Annotated in this window: 23 protein-coding genes and 1 other annotated feature; of the genes, 13 read left to right on the top strand and 10 right to left on the bottom strand. The window is 40.0% G+C overall.

Annotation, left to right across the window (positions count from 1 at the left end; translation table 11 throughout):
- Nucleotides 1–73: 73 nt before the first annotated feature.
- The 3 genes from fba to F907_RS08340 all read right to left on the bottom strand — a co-directional run bounded on the left by fba (nt 74) and on the right by F907_RS08340 (nt 2781).
- Nucleotides 74–1111, bottom strand: a complete 1038-nt coding sequence (gene fba, locus F907_RS08330) for a class II fructose-bisphosphate aldolase (protein WP_005241903.1) — start codon at nt 1109–1111, stop codon at nt 74–76.
- Nucleotides 1112–1314: 203 nt separating this feature from the next.
- Nucleotides 1315–2466: an ATP-dependent RNA helicase RhlB gene (rhlB, locus tag F907_RS08335; RefSeq protein WP_005241904.1), complete on the bottom strand. Its 1152-nt coding sequence runs from the start codon at nt 2464–2466 to the stop codon at nt 1315–1317.
- Between the two features lie 102 nt (nt 2467–2568).
- Nucleotides 2569–2781: a cold-shock protein gene (locus tag F907_RS08340; protein WP_004911569.1), complete on the bottom strand. Its 213-nt coding sequence runs from the start codon at nt 2779–2781 to the stop codon at nt 2569–2571.
- A 357-nt stretch (nt 2782–3138) separates the two neighbouring features.
- Between F907_RS08340 and F907_RS08345 the strand changes: the two genes are divergently transcribed.
- The 6 genes from F907_RS08345 to F907_RS08370 all read left to right on the top strand — a co-directional run bounded on the left by F907_RS08345 (nt 3139) and on the right by F907_RS08370 (nt 6374).
- Nucleotides 3139–3378, top strand: a complete 240-nt coding sequence (locus F907_RS08345) for a sulfurtransferase TusA family protein (RefSeq protein WP_026040228.1) — start codon at nt 3139–3141, stop codon at nt 3376–3378.
- 132 nt (nt 3379–3510) lie between these two features.
- A complete protein-coding gene (gene rpoH / locus F907_RS08350) occupies nt 3511–4380 on the top strand; it encodes an RNA polymerase sigma factor RpoH (protein ID WP_005241906.1) in 870 nt (289 codons plus the stop codon).
- Between the two features lie 107 nt (nt 4381–4487).
- A complete protein-coding gene (locus tag F907_RS08355) occupies nt 4488–4853 on the top strand; it encodes a DUF423 domain-containing protein (RefSeq protein ID WP_004806592.1) in 366 nt (121 codons plus the stop codon).
- 9 nt (nt 4854–4862) lie between these two features.
- On the top strand, nt 4863–5060 hold the full coding sequence (thiS, locus tag F907_RS08360; RefSeq protein WP_005241908.1) for a sulfur carrier protein ThiS: 198 nt from the start codon (nt 4863–4865) through the stop codon (nt 5058–5060).
- A gap of 23 nt (nt 5061–5083) precedes the next feature.
- A complete protein-coding gene (locus F907_RS08365; RefSeq protein WP_016652296.1) occupies nt 5084–5869 on the top strand; it encodes a thiazole synthase in 786 nt (261 codons plus the stop codon).
- Between the two features lie 178 nt (nt 5870–6047).
- A complete protein-coding gene (locus tag F907_RS08370) occupies nt 6048–6374 on the top strand; it encodes a hypothetical protein (protein WP_016652295.1) in 327 nt (108 codons plus the stop codon).
- A gap of 70 nt (nt 6375–6444) precedes the next feature.
- Here F907_RS08370 and F907_RS08375 read toward each other — a convergent pair whose 3' ends face one another.
- The 3 genes from F907_RS08375 to yaaA are packed head-to-tail and all read right to left on the bottom strand — an operon-like array spanning nt 6445 to nt 8136.
- A complete protein-coding gene (locus F907_RS08375; protein ID WP_016652294.1) occupies nt 6445–7059 on the bottom strand; it encodes an HD domain-containing protein in 615 nt (204 codons plus the stop codon).
- Between the two features lie 9 nt (nt 7060–7068).
- Entirely contained in the window at nt 7069–7332 is a 264-nt protein-coding gene (locus tag F907_RS08380; protein WP_005241911.1) for a hypothetical protein, read from the bottom strand.
- Nucleotides 7333–7353: 21 nt separating this feature from the next.
- On the bottom strand, nt 7354–8136 hold the full coding sequence (yaaA, locus tag F907_RS08385; protein ID WP_016652293.1) for a peroxide stress protein YaaA: 783 nt from the start codon (nt 8134–8136) through the stop codon (nt 7354–7356).
- A 125-nt stretch (nt 8137–8261) separates the two neighbouring features.
- Here yaaA and F907_RS08390 point away from each other — a divergent pair, with 125 nt between their 5' ends.
- Together F907_RS08390 and F907_RS08395 are read left to right on the top strand one after the other, a co-directional pair.
- Nucleotides 8262–8891 (top strand): alpha/beta hydrolase, encoded by a 630-nt coding sequence (locus F907_RS08390; protein WP_016652292.1) that lies wholly within the window; start codon nt 8262–8264, stop codon nt 8889–8891.
- A 93-nt stretch (nt 8892–8984) separates the two neighbouring features.
- Nucleotides 8985–10058 carry a DUF2157 domain-containing protein gene (locus F907_RS08395; protein WP_016652291.1) on the top strand — a complete coding sequence of 358 codons (1074 nt, stop codon included), beginning with the start codon at nt 8985–8987 and terminating at the stop codon, nt 10056–10058.
- On the opposite strand, the gene rtcR is transcribed toward F907_RS08395, so the two are convergent.
- Nucleotides 10059–11660, bottom strand: a complete 1602-nt coding sequence (gene rtcR, locus F907_RS08400; RefSeq protein ID WP_016652290.1) for an RNA repair transcriptional activator RtcR — start codon at nt 11658–11660, stop codon at nt 10059–10061.
- Nucleotides 11661–11727: 67 nt separating this feature from the next.
- On the opposite strand from rtcR, the gene F907_RS08405 reads away from it, so the two are divergent.
- A complete protein-coding gene (locus F907_RS08405) occupies nt 11728–12690 on the top strand; it encodes a ribonuclease Z (RefSeq protein ID WP_032862090.1) in 963 nt (320 codons plus the stop codon).
- A 21-nt stretch (nt 12691–12711) separates the two neighbouring features.
- On the opposite strand, the gene F907_RS08410 is transcribed toward F907_RS08405, so the two are convergent.
- Entirely contained in the window at nt 12712–13002 is a 291-nt protein-coding gene (locus F907_RS08410) for a hypothetical protein (RefSeq protein WP_005241917.1), read from the bottom strand.
- A gap of 433 nt (nt 13003–13435) precedes the next feature.
- Between F907_RS08410 and F907_RS08415 the strand changes: the two genes are divergently transcribed.
- On the top strand, nt 13436–14707 hold the full coding sequence (locus F907_RS08415; RefSeq protein WP_016652288.1) for an RtcB family protein: 1272 nt from the start codon (nt 13436–13438) through the stop codon (nt 14705–14707).
- 22 nt (nt 14708–14729) lie between these two features.
- On the top strand, nt 14730–15203 hold the full coding sequence (locus F907_RS08420; protein WP_016652287.1) for a hypothetical protein: 474 nt from the start codon (nt 14730–14732) through the stop codon (nt 15201–15203).
- On the opposite strand, the gene F907_RS08425 is transcribed toward F907_RS08420, so the two are convergent.
- A protein-coding gene (locus F907_RS08425; protein WP_087486619.1) for an IS3-like element ISAba19 family transposase occupies nt 15200–16419 on the bottom strand; the annotation gives its coding sequence in 2 pieces (ribosomal slippage) (nt 15200–16143 and nt 16143–16419; 1221 coding nt in all). The two genes, F907_RS08420 and F907_RS08425, sit on opposite strands and share 4 nt — an antisense overlap.
- Nucleotides 16028–16144: a sequence feature (AL1L pseudoknot), on the bottom strand. (Overlaps the previous gene by 117 nt.)
- A gap of 77 nt (nt 16420–16496) precedes the next feature.
- Here F907_RS08425 and F907_RS08435 point away from each other — a divergent pair.
- Together F907_RS08435 and rtcA are read left to right on the top strand one after the other, a co-directional pair.
- Nucleotides 16497–16955, top strand: a complete 459-nt coding sequence (locus F907_RS08435) for a DIP1984 family protein (RefSeq protein WP_016652286.1) — start codon at nt 16497–16499, stop codon at nt 16953–16955.
- 258 nt (nt 16956–17213) lie between these two features.
- The gene (gene rtcA, locus F907_RS08440; RefSeq protein WP_016652285.1) at nt 17214–18272 is read left to right on the top strand and encodes an RNA 3'-terminal phosphate cyclase; all 1059 of its coding nucleotides are present in this window, start codon (nt 17214–17216) and stop codon (nt 18270–18272) included.
- A gap of 155 nt (nt 18273–18427) precedes the next feature.
- Here rtcA and F907_RS08445 read toward each other — a convergent pair whose 3' ends face one another.
- The gene (locus F907_RS08445) at nt 18428–19888 is read right to left on the bottom strand and encodes an aminoacyl-histidine dipeptidase (protein WP_016652284.1); all 1461 of its coding nucleotides are present in this window, start codon (nt 19886–19888) and stop codon (nt 18428–18430) included.
- Nucleotides 19889–19965: the final 77 nt, after the last annotated feature.

Below are 19965 nucleotides of genomic sequence, written 5' to 3'. Positions count from 1 at the left end.
TGGTATTTTTTATGTCTCACAAATGAAAAAAGCGGCCATAGCCGCTTTTTTCATATCACAAATAACACTTAAATTACTTGTAACGATCAACCATTTTCTCTAAAGAGATTGGGCGAATCTTACTAGCATTACCTGCAGTGCCGAATGCTTCGTAACGAGCAACACAGATCTCTTTCATTGCTTCTACAGTTTCACCGAAGAATTTACGCGGATCAAACTCGCTTGGTTTTTCAGCCATCATACGACGCATTGCGCCTGTAGAAGCCAAACGTAAATCGGTATCAATATTAATCTTACGCACACCGTGCTTGATCGCTTCGACAAGCTGATCGACAGGTACACCATAAGTTTCTTTAATATCGCCACCATATTGGTTAATCACAGCCAACCACTCTTGTGGTACAGAGCTTGAACCATGCATAACAAGATGTGTATTTGGTAACGCGGCATGAATTTCTTTGATACGATCAATGGCTAAGATATCGCCTGTAGGTGGGCGAGTAAACTTATACGCACCGTGTGAGGTACCCACTGCAATTGCCAAAGCATCTACATTGGTATCTGCAACGAATTGAGTTGCTTCTTCAACAGAAGTTAACAACTGAGAATGGTCAAGCACACCTTCTGCACCAACACCATCTTCTTCGCCAGCCATACCAGTTTCAAGGCTACCCAAGCAACCAATCTCACCTTCAACCGACACACCACAAGCATGCGCCATTGCCACAACACGACGAGTTACATCAACGTTGTAATCATATGTTGTTGGTGTTTTACCATCTGCACCTAATGAACCATCCATCATCACCGAGCTAAAGCCCAATTGAATAGAACGTTGGCAAACATCTGGACTTGTACCATGATCTTGATGCATTACCACTGGAATATGTGGCCACTCTTCAATCGCTGCTAAAATAAGATGGCGTAAGAAAGGTGCACCCGCATATTTACGTGCACCCGCCGAAGCTTGCACGATCACAGGTGAGTTTGTTGCATCCGCAGCGAGCATGATTGCACGCATTTGTTCTAAGTTGTTTACGTTAAATGCTGGTACGCCGTAGTTATGTTCTGCAGCGTGATCCAAGAGCTGGCGCATTGAGATTAGAGCCATAATATCCTCCCAGGTAATGCGCCATATTCTACATGCTGATGTATTTCAATTCAGCAACTAATCACAGGAATTATAAAAAAATCTTCAGTCTTTTGTGTAATTTGAGTAGCAAACCTTATGAAATAAGCAAAAAGGCCAAATCACCGCATGATTTGGCCTTTTTAAAGAAGATCTTATCGTCTTAATTAAACACCTTATAAGACTTAGCAATAACCTTCTAAACGCGTTAATGGTAATTTTTTACCAATCGCTTTTTCAATCTCAGGTAAATAGAATGCATCATCTTCAGACAGGAAACTGATACTTACACCTTGCGCTCCCGCACGACCCGTACGACCAATACGATGTACATAATCATCTGATTGCTCAGGTAAGGTGAAATTGATCACATGCGAAACCCCATCGACATGGATACCACGACCTGCAACATCGGTTGCAATCATAATATTATTCTTACCTTGCTTGAACTGATCGAGCATTTTCAGGCGTTTATCTTGTGCAATTTCACCAGACAACATCCCAACCTTATAACCATCACGCTTTAAGTGATCGTACAAGCGACGCACCTGATCTCGGCGATTCGCAAAAATCATCACCTTATCGATTGGCTCTTCACGAAGAATCTCTTGTAACAGCTTATACTTATCTTGCTTCGCAACCACATAAACACGTTGTTCAACATCATTATTGGTTTTTTGCTCAGGTTCAATTTCTACTGTTACAGGCTCAAATAACCATTGACGTGCAAGATTCAAAACATCATAGCTAAATGTTGCAGAGAACATTAAGGTTTGACGCTGCTCTTTAAATGGTGAATAACGGACAATTCGTTTTACCGATGGAATAAAACCCATATCGAGTAAGCGATCAGCCTCATCAATCACCAGAAATTCAATTTTATCTAACCAAACTTCTTTTTGTTCAACAAAATCGATCAAACGCCCTGGCGTTGCGACGATAATATCAACGAAGTTTCGATCCAACATTTTCTTTTGTTTTTCAAAATCTACACCACCCAACAGCGTTACAAGGTGCAAATTTGAAAACTTCGTCAATGCTTGTGCATCACTTTCAATCTGTAATGCTAGCTCGCGTGTTGGCGCTAGAATTAACGCACGTGGCTCACCACGGAAACGTTGTTCTTTCACTGGATTATTAAGTAGATCATTGATCACACTAATCAAAAAGGCCGCAGTTTTACCCGTACCTGTTTGCGCTCGACCAATGGCATCATGCCCTGCCAATGTATATTTTAAAACCTTTTGTTGAATTGGGGTCATTTGTGTAAAACCCAAAGCATCAATCGCTTTCTTCAACTGCGGATGTAAATTTAAGGTTTCAAAACCAGACGTCATATATGCTCTCGAACCATCAGTGATCAAAAGAAAGTGGCTATTATAAACAAAAACGCCCCAAATTACATTGGAGCGTTTTCATATTGCGTATAAGGCAACAAATTAGTCTAAAGGCTGAACGTTTTCAGCTTGGAAACCTTTTTGTCCTTGAACTACGCTGAATTCTACGCGTTGGCCGTCACGTAAAGAACGGTGACCTTCACCAACAATTGCACGGAAATGAACGAATACGTCATCACCGCCATTACGTTGAATAAAACCAAAGCCTTTAGTGTCGTTAAACCACTTTACTACGCCTTGTTCACGAGCTGTCATAAGTCAATCCTCAGATTTTGAAAGATAAGGACCTTCCGGTGTTGCAAACAGCAGAGCCAACAAGGTTTTAAAATATTTATAATTTTAAAGCTTGTAATCATTCTGTAAAACTATCAACAATTTCCGGTTACATCCATTTGTTATTAGGGTTTATTACAATAATATTGCATTAAACTCTTCCTAAAACGCATCGAGCTTATCACGGGTTTATGACAATTAATAGAATTATTTTTAGTTATTTCCCTAGTTTCTATCTGTTTTTTTCAATAATTTAGCTATTTTTTTAATGAAATTTTTCTCTCAAAAATTACGCAAAAATTTGTTAATATGATTTCGAATGAAATAATTTAAATGAATATGACTGATACCCCCAATTCTCCTGAAATAATTGATGCACTCGGACAGCCTTGCCCTATGCCGTTACTCATGTTGAAACGCGCGTTAAAGAAAACTGAAGGTTCAAAACAATATTTACTGAAATCTTCTGATCCACATAGCGAAATTGATGTAACACGATATTGCAAAATCCAACAACTTCAATGCCAGACACAGAAAATTTCAGACCATGAATTTCACTATTTAATTGAATCTATGTAATTCTTTGTTAAACTCTTGGTTAAAGATAAAATTGCTTAATTTACATTTCTATACTCAAATTTCCTTAGTGATGAAGAACATTCGCATTAAGATGAAATTGTTGACTTAAATATCATCCTATAAGGAGACTCCATGACTACTGACAGCAGCAATCAATTGATGCCCCTGTCATTGTCTGCGCCAGGTGTAAACCTTGGTGCATATATCAGTACTGTCAATCAAATTCCAATCTTAACGGCCGAGCAGGAAAAAGAACTTGCTGAGCGTTATTATTATGACCAAGACCTTGATGCTGCCAAATTATTGGTGATGTCACATTTACGCTTTGTCGTACATATTGCACGTAGTTATGCAGGTTATGGATTACCACAAGGTGATCTTATTCAAGAAGGTAACCTCGGATTAATGAAAGCGGTAAAACGCTTCGATCCGAATATGGGTGTTCGCTTAGTTTCTTTTGCTGTGCACTGGATTAAAGCTGAAATTCACGAATATGTGATTCGTAACTGGCGTATTGTCAAAATCGCAACGACCAAGGCACAACGTAAATTATTCTTTAACTTACGTAGCCTTAAAAAATCGAGCAAACGACTCACTTTGGAAGAAGCGAAATCAATTGCCAATGATTTGAACGTAACACCAGAGCAAGTGCTCGAAATGGAAGGTCGTTTAACCGCTTATGATGCTGCTTTTGAAGCACAAGGTGATGATGATGACGATACACCACATACCGCTCCTGCACTTTATCTAGAAGATAATCGTTACGACCCTGCGCGCCTGATTGAAGAAGAAGATTATGAAGAGCAAAGTACCTCTGCCTTACACGAGGCAATGGAACAGCTTGATGATCGCTCTCGTAATATCTTACAACGCCGCTGGTTAGATGATGATAAATCGACTTTGCATGAACTGGCTGCTGAATATAACGTTTCCGCGGAACGAATTCGCCAGCTTGAAAAAAATGCAATGGAGAAAATCAAGACCGCAATGTCTGCAAGCTAGAACTAAAACAAACACAAGGGCTTTAATGCCCTTTTGTTTTATCTGGCTTTGTTTAAGCCCTCGAATATGTTAACTTTGTTCATCAAATTTCCAGTTCCATTATCATTATGTGGATAGCTATCTCGGCGCTTAACCTTGCGCTTGCAGTTATGTTGGGTGCTTTTGGTGCTCATGGACTCAAATCTTTTGCAACCCCAGAGCAATTGACTTGGTGGGGTACAGCAACTCAATACTTTTTCTATCATGCGATTGGTTTGCTTATCTTGGGTGTCCTGCATAAAACCACAGCAACCTTCCCAATAAAAATTCCTTTTATTTTGATCCAAATTGGTATCATCTTTTTCTGCGGTTCGTTGTACATTATGGCGCTCGGCCTGCCTCGAATCTTAGGTGCAATTACCCCAATTGGCGGCGCATTTATGATTGCGGGCTGGTTGTTACTCGCATGGCAAGCAATCAAGCATGCGAAATAAGGATTGATCATGCACATCTATTTAAATGGCGAGTCAACAGACACGTCTTGTGAAAACCTACAGCAATTGATTCAAAGCTTAGCGCTTGAAGGCAAACGCTTCGCTGTAGAAAAGAACCAACAGATTATTCCGAAAAGTAGACTTGAGCAAACCGCAATTGCTCCTGAAGATCGTATTGAAATTATTCAAGCTGTTGGTGGCGGCTAATTGGCTAAAAATGGAGTAAGCCCATGCAAGATTCCCCTTTAATTATTGGTTCTCGTACTTTCCAATCTCGTTTATTGGTTGGGACAGGTAAATATAAAGACCTCAATGAAACTGATTTAGCCATTCAAGCCAGTGGTGCTGAAATTATTACCGTGGCAATTCGTCGTGTAAATATCGGACAGCATGCTGATCAGCCGAACTTGCTTTCAGTAATTCCACCAGAAAAATACACGATTCTGCCAAATACGGCAGGCTGCTTTGATGCGGATAGCGCAATTCGTACCTGTATGTTGGCACGTGAACTGCTTGATGGTCACAATCTGGTGAAGTTAGAAGTACTTGGTGATGAAAAAACTTTATATCCAAATGTCACTGCAACACTGAAAGCTGCGCAGACCTTGATTGATGATGGCTTTGAAATCATGGTCTATACCTCGGATGACCCAATTGTTGCACAAGAACTTGAAAGTATGGGTTGCGTTGCGATCATGCCCTTGGGCAGCTTGATCGGTTCTGGTCTCGGTATTCTGAATCCACATACTATTTCAATCATCAAAGAAAATGCCAAAGTCCCTGTCTTGGTGGATGCTGGTGTTGGTACAGCCAGCGATGCTGCCATTGCAATGGAATTGGGTTGTGACGGCGTATTAATGAATACAGCGATTGCGGCTGCGCAAAATCCAATTTTGATGGCTTCTGCCATGAAAAAAGCAGTTGAAGCAGGTCGTGAAGCGTTTTTAGCGGGTCGTATGCCGCGTAAGCGTATGGCGAATGCAAGCTCACCAGAAACTGGTTATTTCTTCAAGTAATTTGTTTAACGAAGGGATAAATTCTATTCCTTCGTTACTTTTCTTTTATAAACTACGCAATTATGACGAAGATGTGTTCAGCTTAACTCTAGTGAAATTAACACATTAGCTAAACCTTATTGTCAAAAAAATATCAAATTCTTTCTTATTTTACAATGCTGATATCTAAGAGTATAAAATGAAGTTGAATGTAAAAAAAATTCTAACTTTTTTAGTGTTAGCAATTTGCTTAGCATATTTTTCAACTTATATGACAAATAAAGATTACAAGAAAAATGAGAGGAATATTGCTCAAATATTCCAACACGATACAGAATTACATGAAAAATATGGAACGATAGAAAATTATAAACTAAGAAAATCTGGCTGGTATTCTGGAGATAGCCAAGACCATACACCATATTATTACTATCATTTCTATATAAAAGGAAATCGGAAAGATGGGGTGATTGAGTTAAAAATTTATGAAAACCAAGAAAAATACGCAATAAATTATATTCAATAAACTCTCAGATTAGATATATCTTTAGCTTTAATTATTTATTCAAAAATCCTTATTAAATAGAGATCTAATCTCAAACAACCTTCCTCAAATTCCCTTTCGCCCTTTGCTCAAAACGCTGCTGGAAAATTTCCGTTTGATAAAGCGGCTCCGTCTGATAAAAATGCGCTAGAACTTCTTTTCTTTTAATCGAATAGACATCTGGATCAACCCAAGCATATTCCTGCTGAATCTGCTGCTCATATTCCGCAAAACGGTCTGGTGCAGCCGCTAGAATCGCCAAATCAATATCCAGTAAAAACTGTAAATCCAGCTCATCTGTCGATGCATGCTTTTGCGTGGCAAGAATCCATCGCTTTATCGTTTCAACAATATCGTTTGGTAAATCTTGAGCCAGATACTGTTCAAATAGCTCAGCACTTTTAAGTTCATTGTCTTTTGCTTGTGGGTCATAAACTGCATCATGGAACCAGAGCGCCAAGACAACTGCATGTGCATCATTTAAATCAGCTCGAATCGAGTCAACTAGAACTAGACATTCATATAAATGCTGAAGCGTATGATACGCGCGCTGCTTTTCACTATAGGCAACAATCAACTTGTTAAAAATTTTCTGCGGCTCAGCAAAATGATAATGCTGATGCAGCTCAAACCATGATTTTTCTAATGTGGATAAATACTGCTGCATTACTCATCCTCATTGGATTTCTTTATTCAGCCACTTTGCCAATGATTCAGCATCTTTACGCTCTAAAAAAAGCTGATATAAGGTACAGGAACCAAACTCATGTTTCAGTTCCTGTTGGCGCATAGGATGATTACCAAATCGAAATCGTCGAGTACCATCCCGATCTAAAGGCAATGCATACACCCCATAACTCCGAGGTTCTGTCAGGTGGCCTTTAATCAGGACTTGATCAGACGATATTGCGTGTTTTAATAAATGCTCTTTGGTTAACATCCCACCCTGCCCAAGGCAAATCTAAGCTGCGTGTTGCTCATCTCGCTTAAAGACCAATTCTTTATCCGATGAACTTTCAGCATCAAAGTAATACCCTTCACTATCAAATGCTTTTAATTGTTCTGCTTGGCTTAATTTATTTTCAATCAAGTATCTTGCCATCAATCCACGCGCTTTTTTCGCATAGAAACTAATGACTTTATATTTTCCGTTCTTCTGATCCAAGAATACAGGCTTAATAATTTCTGCCTGAATTTTCTTTTCATTCACAGATTTATAATATTCGTCAGAGGCCAAATTTACCAATACTTTCGCATCAATTTCAGCTAAATCTTGGTTAATTTGATCGGTGATCATACTACCCCAGAATTCATATAGATTATGACCACGCTTATTTTTTAGTTTAGTCCCCATTTCCAAACGGTACGGCATCATCAAATCCAACGGACGCAATAAACCATAAAGTCCAGACAACATACGTAAATGCTGCTGCGCAAAATCAATCTCTTGGTCTTTTAAGTGATACGCATCTAAACCTGTATATACGTCGCCTTTAAATGCAAACAAGGCTTGGCGTGCATTGGAAAAATCAAAATCAGCCTTCCAGTCACGAAAACGCTCTACATTTAAATTTGCGATTTTCTCGCTTACTGTCATCAAGGATGCGATTTCAGTTGCCGACAGTTTACGACATACATCAATCAACTGTTGAGATTGTGCCAATAAACGTGGCTGAGTATGCGTATCTGTAGGAAGTGCTGTGGTGTAATCAAGTGTTTTAGCAGGAGAAATTAAAGCAAGCATAATCAATCAAAAATAAATTTATCTTGGTGAAACTATAACAGTTGATAATTTTTAATGCCAATTCGTGTTCTCGTTCAGTTTTATCGGTAAAATAGTGGATTCTTCCATTATCCATTGCGTATCTTATGTCTGAGCAATTATTCATCCAAGGTCCTGTTGGTCAAATTGAAATGTTTGTCGATCAACCCCAAGGTGAAATCACAGGTTTTGCTGTTGTCTGCCATCCACATCCCTTACAAGGTGGTACACCTCATCACAAAGTCCCTGTTTTATTGGCTCAGATTTTCAATGAAATGGGCTGTGTCGTTTACCGCCCCAGCTTCCGCGGTTTAGCTGGTAGTGAAGGCACACATGACCAAGGGCACGGCGAGACTGATGACATCATGGCTGTGATTGAATATGCCCGTGAAAAGCATGCAGGTTTAACCTTCTACGCAGGTGGTTTTAGCTTTGGTTCACATGTACTGGCAAAATGCCAAGCCCAACTCAGCAATGAGTTACGTCCTAAACAGTTGGTGTTATGTGGCTTGCCAACAGGTTCGGTGGTTGATTTACGTCATTACAAAACCCCTGCAATTGATGGTGATATTCTGTTTGTTCACGGCGAGCAGGATGATATTACCCTGCTCTCAGATATGATCGCGTGGGCAAAACCACAAAAGCATCCGATCACGATTTTGCCAGGCGCCAATCATTTCTTCACAGGGTATCTAAAACAGTTGCGTCAAGTCATTGCTCGTTTTTTAAAACTGTAGACTTAACAACAAATTACTAAGAAAAGAATACGTGTTTTGAATCCAATGTCTGTTATATCAGTATAAATGTACAGACATTCGGGTTCTTTAATAATGAAATTAAATAAAAAACAGGGACTTTTTTTAAAGCAAACCATTGAACAATGGCAACAACAAGGCACGATTACGTCTGATGTAGCCAATGAGTTAAATCAGAGTTTTTCAATTCGGCCGTTTGACTGGGAACGACTGGCAAAATATTCATTCTGGATTTCAATGATTTGTGCGGTGATTGCGATTGCTGCAATTACCGCTGATCAGTTCTTGATGGAATTGATTGAAAAAATCTTTATTGATTCAAAAATCATTCCCTGTCTGATTTTTGCTGTGGTTGCAGCAGCCTTTTATGGCTTTGCCTATCATCGGCGTAAAACCAAACCCTTACATCAATTTAGCAATGAGGCGATTATTTTCGCAGGCGTGTTGTCTACCGCAGCGTCTGTGGCTTATTTCGGCCAAGCGATTGATACAGGTAGTGGGCATTTCTCTTTGCTATTTCTGCTCTCCACCATCATTTATGCAGCACTTGCCTTCTGGTTCCCATCCAGATTGATTTGGGTGTTTTCGCTACTATCGCTCGGCTCATGGTTTGGGACGGAAACAGGCTATATGTCTGGCTGGGGTGCCTATTATCTAGGCATGAACTTCCCTTTACGCTTTGTATTTTTTGGCGATGTATTGATCGGCTTAAGCCTACTGTTTAAACGCTATGCGCATTTTAAAGACTTTGCACATTCAACTTATGTTATGGGACTCCTGTATCTATTTATTGCCTTATGGATTCTCTCAATCTTTGGCAATTATGGAGACTTGAATAGTTGGTATAGCGTTAAACAATATGAGCTGTTGCATTGGGGTGTCTTGTTTGCCTTTATTGCCATCATCGCAATTGTTTATGGTTTAAAACACGATGATGCTACCTCACGTGGTTTTGGTATCACCTTTTTATTCATTAACCTCTACACCAAATATTTTGAGTTCTTCTGGAATGGCATGCACAAAGCCATTTTCTTTATTTTGTTGGCGGTATCTTTCTGGTGGCTTGGTCGGCATGCCGAAAAACTCTGGAACTTAGAGTTTCTACCTAACCAATCTCAAATCAAGAAAGATCACCGTCCAATTGAATAATTATTGAAAATCGCCCCAACTCAAGTCAAACCGAGCCAAATATTTTTTGACTCGGTCACTATCATTGGTGCTATTACGTTGCTGACGTGAAGCTGCAAACAATTGACGTCCAGCATCCGCCATCGACTTGGCATTTTCACAGACTTGCAGCACTCCACGCAGTTGAATCTGATCAAACTCATCGATCTCGCTCAACTGCGCTTGATCTAAATACTTGAGTAGAACATCCTTTTCCTTAAATTCACTTTGTGTGGTTTGAATCGACCACAACTGCTTTAAACGCTGAATCTCTTTTTCGACTGTTTCTGAACGGATCAGCTCACCACTGGATAATGTCGCTAACCGCGTCACACTGGCAGTTAAATCACGGAAATTGCCTTGCCATGATGCTTCTTTAGACTTGGCAAATTTCAAATACACATCGAGTGCATCACGTTGAAAGCGTAATTGGCGTTGCTGATTTGCCGCAAAGCGTTGCAACTCAAATTCAATATTCGGGGCAATATCTTCAATTCGATCTTTAAGGTTAGGCAAAAAGAAAGTCCATGTATTCAATCTCGCCCATAAATCTTCACGGAAACGACCTGCTTGTACCTCGGTTCTTAGATCCCGATTTGTCCCTGCAATCAGTTGAAAATCTGCCTGAACCTCTTTGTCACTTCCGACAGGGAAAAAGGATTTATCCTCAAGCGCCTTGAGCAGCATCGCTTGTTCATCCAGTCCAAGCTCACCAATTTCATCCAAAAACAAAATACCCTGATCGGCACTTTTTAATAAACCTGTCCGCGAAGCTGCTGCGCCTGTAAATGCACCTTTGATATGCCCAAACAAACTCGACATGGCGCTGTCACCACGTAAGGTTGCACAGTTCACATCAATAAAGCGGCCACTCAAATGAAACTTGTCTTTCTTTAATTGAAAGATTTGTTTGGCTAAATGTGATTTACCAACCCCTGTTGCACCCATAATCAAAATCGGGGCACTTGAACGTGTCGCAACCAGCTCAACCTCGGTGATCAGTTGATTAAATTCAGGGTTATAAGTTGAAATATTTGCTTTAAGCTGTTGCCAATTTTGTTGTTGCTCGTCTTCAAAACGTTGCTTAAGAACATCATATCGAGATAAATCCAGATCTATGATGCGATATTCACCTTCTGGTGTTTTTTGTTGATTGGGTGCACTTTGAATCAGCTTGGCAGGCAAATAATTGGCATCGACTAATAGATACCAACAGATCTGAGCAACGTGTGTGCCTGTCGTGATATGCAAAAGATAGTTGTTTTTTTCAGTATCAAATGGATAGGTTTTTACAAAGTCATACAGCGCACCATAAACTTCGGCAAAATCCCAAGGATCACGAATACTCACACGCTGCCCCGACACGTTAGTCGATGGCGACACATCTTGCGCATCTTCGGCAATAAATTTGACTAAATTATGATGTTGTCGATCATGCAATAGTACCAGTTCGTCCACAATCAGATCTTCATGCATCAGAAGACTCAGCGTTGGACGCCAACGTTGCCATCGATCAGGACGCTTTCCTTGATCTAAAGTAGAGCCTACAAAGCCAATGACGACGGTTTTCTTTGCATTCAGCATAATTTCTATAATATTTTATATATGTCTATCATATACAATACGCAATTCAATGAAAAATTCCAATAATATGCTTCATTTTACTTTTTTAGGCACATCTTCTGGTGTACCCACACTCACACGCAATGTTTCTGGTTTAGCCATCCGCAACAGCAAGAATAAAGACTGGATACTGGTAGATGCTGGTGAAGGTACACAGCACCGCATTCAACAAGCCAAGCTTTCATTACAAAGCTTAATTGCAATCTGCATTACCCATGTACATGGCGATCACTGTTATGGATTAGTCGGCTTATTGGCCAGCGCAGGGATGAATGCCCGTACAGCACCTTTAACCATTATTGCTCCAAAAGAAATTCAACAATGGATTGAAGTCACAGCACAACTGACCGATTTACATTTGCCCTACTCCCTCAACTTTATCGATGTGAATGAAGCGACTCAGCCACAACAACTGACGGATGAACTTTCGATTCAAGCCCATCCACTCAGTCATCGTGTATCCAGTTTTGCATTTAGTATTATCGCACAATATACGCAAAAGAAATTAGACACACAGGCTTTAGTTCAACTCGGTGTACCCAAAGGCAAAGCTTGGGGAGATTTACAGCAAGGTCTGGACATCCAATTTAATGAACAGACCTTGAACGCGGCTGATTTCATTCAAATCCAAGTACAACGCGCACATGCCATTGTCGGTGGCGACAACGATCTGCCCGAATTACTCGCACAAGCATGCCAAGATGCCCAACTTTTGATTCATGAAAGCACCTACACGCAAGCCATTTTAGATAAGGTGGGTTCTGGCCCCATGCATAGCTCCGCCAAGATGGTTGCTGAGTTCGCTCAACAACAAGGCCTAAGCAATCTGATCCTGACACACTTTAGCTCGCGCCATCAAGACAGCACTGGACAACAAGCCATCACAGAGGAAGTGCAAGCTTTCTATCAAGGGAACTTCTATTTAGCCCATGATTTTGATCAATTTAGCTTAGATGAGACAGGTCAACTCACTAAAGTAAATCAGAAATAATATGCAGTTACTGCGTTCTCATCACGGTACATCAGGAGATAAAAAATCAAATATTCTTCGTAATAGACGAAATGGTAAAATAATGACCAAATAAACAGCCTCAACAAACATATCTATTAAATCAAACCAGTACCAAGCATCATTTCTACGCTCACGATTCTCTCGCTTTGGTTTCACCCAGTAGGCAAATAAAAAACAAACGATACTTAGCGCGAAAAATATAAGATCAAAATTTCCCCCTAGGAACTGAACAAGGCAAAACACCCCAGCTGCAAATAAAAGAATTGTGATTAAATAACGAAAAATATCCATTCGACTTAGCAATTTATTTGTATTTTGTTATGTTTATAGCATGTCCTTATGCAAAGACATACTTGAATTTCCATAAACAAACCGCTACTCGTCTGAAAAATATTCGCCATGCCAATTACACTCCTTTCATACTTATAAGGAATGAAAATTTGCTTTTCCACAATGAGAAAGCACCTTAAATAAAATATCAAAAAAGATATAAATTTATATAATTTTATATTTATTTTCTTAATAGCAATCTCACACGATTGAATGAAAAATATTTTAAAAATTAATTAAATCATGCATATCAAAAGCTTATGTAAATTATTTTGCATTTTATAAAAAGTTGGCACAGTCCCTGCAAAAGTATAAGCACACAATATCATTGGGATCTTGTGAATATCACCTGCCTGCAAACGCTTGGCAGGCAGGCTTTGAAAGGAAAATGAAAATGTCTGTCGTTGAACAACTCAACCAACAAGCTCAATTTGAACAAGAACAGCAACAACGTGCTTATCAGGTTCTAAAAAATGAAACGAGTATGCCAGTAAAAATGTGGACCAACGGTGTAATGGTCGATGACAACTCAAAACGACAACTGTTACAAACAGCACAAATGCCCTTTATTTATAAATGGATGGCCGTGATGCCAGACGTTCACTTTGGCCTAGGTGCAACCATTGGAAGTGTGATTCCAACCAAAGGGGCGATTATCCCTGCTGCAGTCGGTGTCGATATTGGGTGTGGAATGATGGCGACGCGTACCAGCTTAACCGCTTCTGATTTACCCGATAACTTATATGCTTTACGTACTGAGCTTGAGCGCTTGATTCCACATGGAATGACCAAAGGCCGTGGTCGAGATAAAGGTTCTTGGGAAACGCCACCTGAAATGGTAGACCAAGCTTGGGCTGATTTAGTTGCAGATTTTGAGTTCATCTGTGCGAAGCATCCTCGCCTAAAAAATACCAATAACCGCAAGCAACTGGGAACTTTAGGAACAGGAAATCACTTTGTAGAAATCTGTTTGGATGAACACGACCATGTTTGGATTATGTTGCACTCAGGTTCTCGCGGGGTGGGTAATGCCATCGGTAATCATTTTATCGAGCTAGCACGTAAAGATATGCAGAAGCACTTTATTAACTTACCCAACAAAGATTTGGCTTATTTAGTCGAAGGAACTGAACATTTTGATGATTACTGGTTTGCAGTAGGTTGGGCACAACGCTTTGCCATGAAAAACCGTGAAATCATGATGCAGTCTGCGATTAAGGCCTTAGCAACGATTATTCCAAAACCGTTCCAAGCACGTTTGGAAGCCGTGAATTGCCACCATAATTATGTGGAAAAGGAAGAGCATTACGGCGAAGAAGTGATGGTAACCCGTAAAGGTGCTGTACGTGCACGTTTGGGAGAATATGGAATTATCCCAGGTTCAATGGGAGCCAAGTCCTTTATTGTTCGCGGGCTTGGAAATCAGGAATCATTTTGCTCATGTTCACATGGCGCAGGCCGCGTAATGAGCCGTGCTGAAGCAAAACGTCGATTCACAGTGGAAGATCAAATTGCGCAGACTGAAGGTGTGGAATGCCGTAAAGATGCTGCTGTGATTGATGAAATTCCATCGGCCTATAAACCAATTGAAGATGTCATGAAAGCGCAACAGGATTTGGTTGAAGTGGTGTATACATTAAGACAAGTGGTGTGTGTTAAAGGGTAAAGCGATATATACGGAGATTTCTATGTGTCATGTTTTATTAATCAGCACGAATAAATGTATTGATTTAGATTATTTCAATTGTGAAGACATTTCATTTACACGACAACTTCCGGATTATGTCCCTGAAATCAATGAAATGAAATTTAATAATCGTTGGTATATTGCTGGATTTCCAAATGAAGAATCATGCAGCTGCCATTTTAGAATTTTACCACTTGCTTTAGGATTTATTTCACCTATTGCATGGCTTCATGAGAGTGAACAGGCTATCAAAGCAACTCATATTGCTTATGACATTTTTAATCGGCTTGTAACGCTAAAAATTAGTTTTGAAATTATAGTATCTTGGACTCAAGGCAGTATTAATGAAGATATCAATACCATTCATGATATCAATTTGAATTTCAAAAAAATTGATCAAGATCAATTTGTATTTATAGAAAACTCAAGAATTGAACCGTACCGGGTTTGTCGGAGACTTTTTTATTTAAGTTAAGCCACCTGACCTAACGGGTTAATCTTATCATAGTACATTGCTTCAAACTCAAAAGGCGATACATAACCCAGTGCACTGTGTACACGCTTTTTATTGAACCAATCTACCCAGTTTAGTGTCGCAAGTTGTACATCTGCTAAACCTTGCCAATCTGCTTTTAAATATTCAATCACCTCTGTTTTGTATAAGCCATTCACCGTTTCAGCCAGAGCATTATCGTATGAATCACCCGTTGTACCGACTGATGCTCGTAAATTTGCTGCTTCTAAACGATTGGTATAGCGAATGGAAAGATATTGCACACCTCTGTCGGAATGATGAATCACATTCTTTGGCATGCCTCGATCATGCAATGCTTGCTCTAATGCATCAAGCACCATATCTGTATTCATCCGTGTAGATACTTTCCATCCAACAATTGCTCGTGAGAACACATCAATAACAAATGCGGTATATACCCAGCCTGAATGAGTTTGAATATACGTAAAGTCACCCACCCATAGTTGGTTTGGATGATCAGCATTAAAATTACGTTTCACTAAATCATCTGCCCGTTTTTGGTCATCTCGGTTACGGGTGGTTTGTTTATTCTTACCACGCCAAACACCTTGTATACCTAGCTTTTGCATCAATCGAGCAACTGTACAACGTGCAATAACATAACCCTCACGTTTCAATTTTTGCCAAACTTTACGTACACCATATCGACCTGAACTTTCTTTCCAAATTCGTTTAATTTGTTCAGCATGATACTCATCATGTAGATCTCGTTTCGCTCGATGTTCTGGATTGTCAGTGAGATCTAAAGTTCGGTAATAGGTTGAAGGTGCAATCGGTAAAATTCTACAAATCGCTTCAACACCATATCGATCTTTATTGTTATGGATAAAATCCACCATTATTTGTGTGGGCGGTCGAGCTCCGCCTGGGCGAAAAAAGCGGCTGCTTTACGTAGAATTTCATTGGCACGTTTTAATTCTTTAATTTCACGTTCCATTTGCTTCATTTTTTCTTGGTCAGATATCTGTTGTACTTTGGCAGGATTTAGTTGATCCAGATGCTTTAAATACCAAACACGCAATGTTTCAGGAGTACAACCGATTTTAGGAGCAATAGCTGTGATTGCTGCCCAAGTAGAAGGATAATCTTTTTCAGATTCAATTAGTAATTGAACCGCTCTTTCTCTAATTTCGGGGGTATAGTTTGGTTTTGTCATCGGGATAGTCTCTCAGAATATTGACTCTCCGACAAACCCGGTACGGTTCAAATGTTATATACATATCAAGGATAAAAATGAAACTTGCAGAAGCACTTTTACTGCGAAGCGATCAACAAAAAAAGCTCGCTTCCTTAAAACAACGGATCAATGCCAATGTCTTGGTGCAAGATGGTGATGAACCGAGTGAAGATCCAAATGAACTCATCAAACAAGTATTTGCTTTAACCCAAGAAAGCAATCAACTGATTTGTCGTATTCATTTGACCAATGCACAAGCAAAGTTAGAAGACGGCACAATATTGCTGTCCCTATTAAGCTTACGTGATAGTTATGCTGAGCAACACAAGATTCTCGTTGATGCGATTGCCAATACCCATCGTGAACCTGATCGTTATAGCTCACGTGAGATCAAATGGAAGAAGGTTATCCCTGTTTCTAGCTTGCAAAAACAAGCCGATGATATCAGCGCGAAACTACGTGATTTAAATATCAAAATTCAGGCGGCCAATTGGCAGATTGATTTAGTCGAATAGACAACAGATTTTGTGAATTTAGTTCACAATCACAGTTTGGACATACTGGGCGAGTATAAGATCCTGCGTTACTCCGATCTGAGGGATTGAAAATAATTCAGGCGGCTATGGCAGCATGTGAGCCGTGCATCAATCTTCACTGATTAGGCTCAGCACTATGTACCGAGTAAACCTTTGCCAAAAGCAAAGTCACACATTACTTCGCATTACCATGTACTGACAGTATGTTCATTTAATTAGAAAATAAGGAAAATAGAAGTGAATAAGGCCTTGGCAAATATGCCAGCAGCCATCCAGATTGATGGTTCACAAGGTGAAGGTGGTGGACAAATTTTAAGAACCGCCCTTACCCTTTCGATGATTACAGGCCAAGCATTTGAATTAATCAACATTCGGGCTGGACGGAAAAAACCAGGTTTAATGCGTCAGCATTTGGTCTGTGTACAGGCATCCCAACAGATTAGCCAAGCGTATGTTGAAGGTGCCGAACTCCATAGCCAGCACTTGTACTTTGCACCTCAACATGTACAAAGTGGAAAATACCAATTCCAGATTGGTTCAGCAGGCAGCACAACTCTGGTTTTACAGACCCTATTGCCTGCTTTGTTATTGCAAAATGAAGCCAGTGAACTTACCATCTCAGGCGGTACTCATAATCCACTTGCACCGACAGCGGATTTTATCGAGCATTGCTTTTTACCTACACTCACAAAGATGGGAATAGAAACCGAGTTTAAGTTAAATAAAGCAGGCTTCTTCCCGATTGGTGCAGGTGAAATTCAAATCAAGATTCAGCCGTGGCGACATCGAAACAAGTTTAGCTTGTTAGAACGTGGCGCTTTACAAAATACTGCAGCTTTTGTAGCTGTATTGAATCTTTCAAAAGAAGCGCAAATCGCAGAGCGGGAATTAACAACTTTAAGTAAAAGACTGAAATTAGATGCACAACAACAGTTCCATTTAAATGGGATTAGCCAAGGCAATACGGCGTATGTCAGAGTTGAGCATCAACACCACACTCAGCTATTTACTGCTTTAGGTGAAATGCGTAAAAGTGCAGAACAAATTGCCAGTCATTTGGCCGAACAAGTGAAACAATATATTAATTCCCAAGCCGTAGTAGATGAATATTTAGCGGATCAGTTGTTATTGCCTATGGCATTGGGTCAAGGCGGTGAATTTACCGCACAATGTATTAGTGAACATACCCGTACTCAAGCCACTATGATTGAAAAATTTATTGATTGTGAAATTGAATTTATCGAGTTGGATCAAACACTGTTTCAGGTCAACGTAAATCATGACCGTAAAATCTAAAGTTCCATTATTTTGTATTTTTCTACCACAATCAGTATTGACTATCGCGGCGGCAGCATGGATGCCGCCTTGTTAGACTGCGGTAGCAAGGACGACCGTCAGTCTAACAAAACCATCTTCTTAAAACTTTTGATTACTGAATCTTAAAACAGCAATTACTTGATAGACTCTAGCGCCGTCACTAACAACGTCCAACATTTCTCGACAGTATCCACTTTAACTCTTTCACCCGGCGCATGCGCCCCTTGAATATCAGGGCCAAACGATACCATCTGTAAATCAGGATAATGCTCTGCAATAATACCGCATTCCAAGCCTGCATGAATTACTTTCAAGTTTGGTTCAATTTTAAATGCGGATTGATAAGCTTGTTGTAGACATTTCAATGCAGCTGAATCTGGATTTGGTGTCCAGCCCGATACTAACGGCGTTAATTCGGATTTAATCTGGAAATTAGCGAAGTGTTGTTGAATATTTTGTGCAAATGTCACTGCTTCTTGGTTCACCATCGAACGAACCATAATTAAGGTTTTCGCTTCATCTTTAGTGATTTTAACCACACCGATATTATTCGAGGTCTCAACCACATCGGGTAAAGCACTACTCCACTGTGCAATGCCATAAGGGCAAGTTGCCAAGGCCTGCAACCAAGCTTGTTGCTGCTGTAAGGTAATAACTTCATTTATCTGATTGGCATTTTGTTGTAAGGTGATTTGCAGCTGATCATCAATACCTTGTAGTTTTTGTTGCCATTCAGCCTGTGTAGCTTGAATTGCTTTTTCTAGACCAGCCAATTGATCTATCTCAATTGCAATGGTTGCCACAGCTTCGCGTGGGATAGCATTTCGTGCTGATCCACCGACAAATTCAACCAGTCGACCATTGGATTGCACTAAATAGTCATTCAGGAAATTGGCTAGAATCACATTGGCATTACCACGACCTAAATGAATATCAACCCCAGAGTGACCACCTTTCAAGCCTGACACCAGTAAATCTACATAAATCAAATTTACAGGTGCCGGTTCATATTCAAGTGGCTGTCCCACTTCTAGGTCAATACTGCCTGCACAGCCAAGATACAGCTCACCCCATTCTTCGGTATCAATATTGAAAAGCCATTGCCCAGTTAAAATGCCTGACTCAAGCAAACGAGCACCGCTCATTCCCGCTTCTTCATCAATGGTTAATAGAACTTCAATCGACCCATGGGCAATATCATTTGATTCTAATACAGCCAGTGCAAGTGCAACCCCAATGCCATTATCAGCACCTAAGGTGGTATTTTCAGCAATTAGCCAGCCATCTTTTAATACAGGTTGGATTGGATCTTTAAAAAAGTCATGTTGAGTACCACGGTTTGCCTGAGTCACCATGTCTAAGTGTCCCTGCAAAATCACACCTGCAACCTGTTCTTTACCCGCTGTAGCGGCTTTTCGAATTATTAAATTCCCTATGCCATCAACATAGGTTTCCAAGTTGCGCTGTTCCGCCCAATCTTTTAAATGTTGCCTTAATTGTTGTTCATGCTTGGATGGTCGAGGAATCGTACATAAGGTCTCAAAATGTTGCCAAACCGCTTGGGGTGATAATTTAGAAAAATCGACCTGTATCATGCACCTATACTCTCAAATAAAGCGTTTAAACCAATATACACCATACACCTGAATGGCGGTGCTTAAATCACTTCATT

It is taken from the genome of Acinetobacter colistiniresistens, from assembly GCF_000413935.1.
In the GTDB taxonomy this organism is placed as follows: Bacteria; Pseudomonadota; Gammaproteobacteria; order Pseudomonadales; family Moraxellaceae; genus Acinetobacter; species Acinetobacter colistiniresistens.
This window is presented reverse-complemented; position numbering and strand designations above follow the sequence as displayed.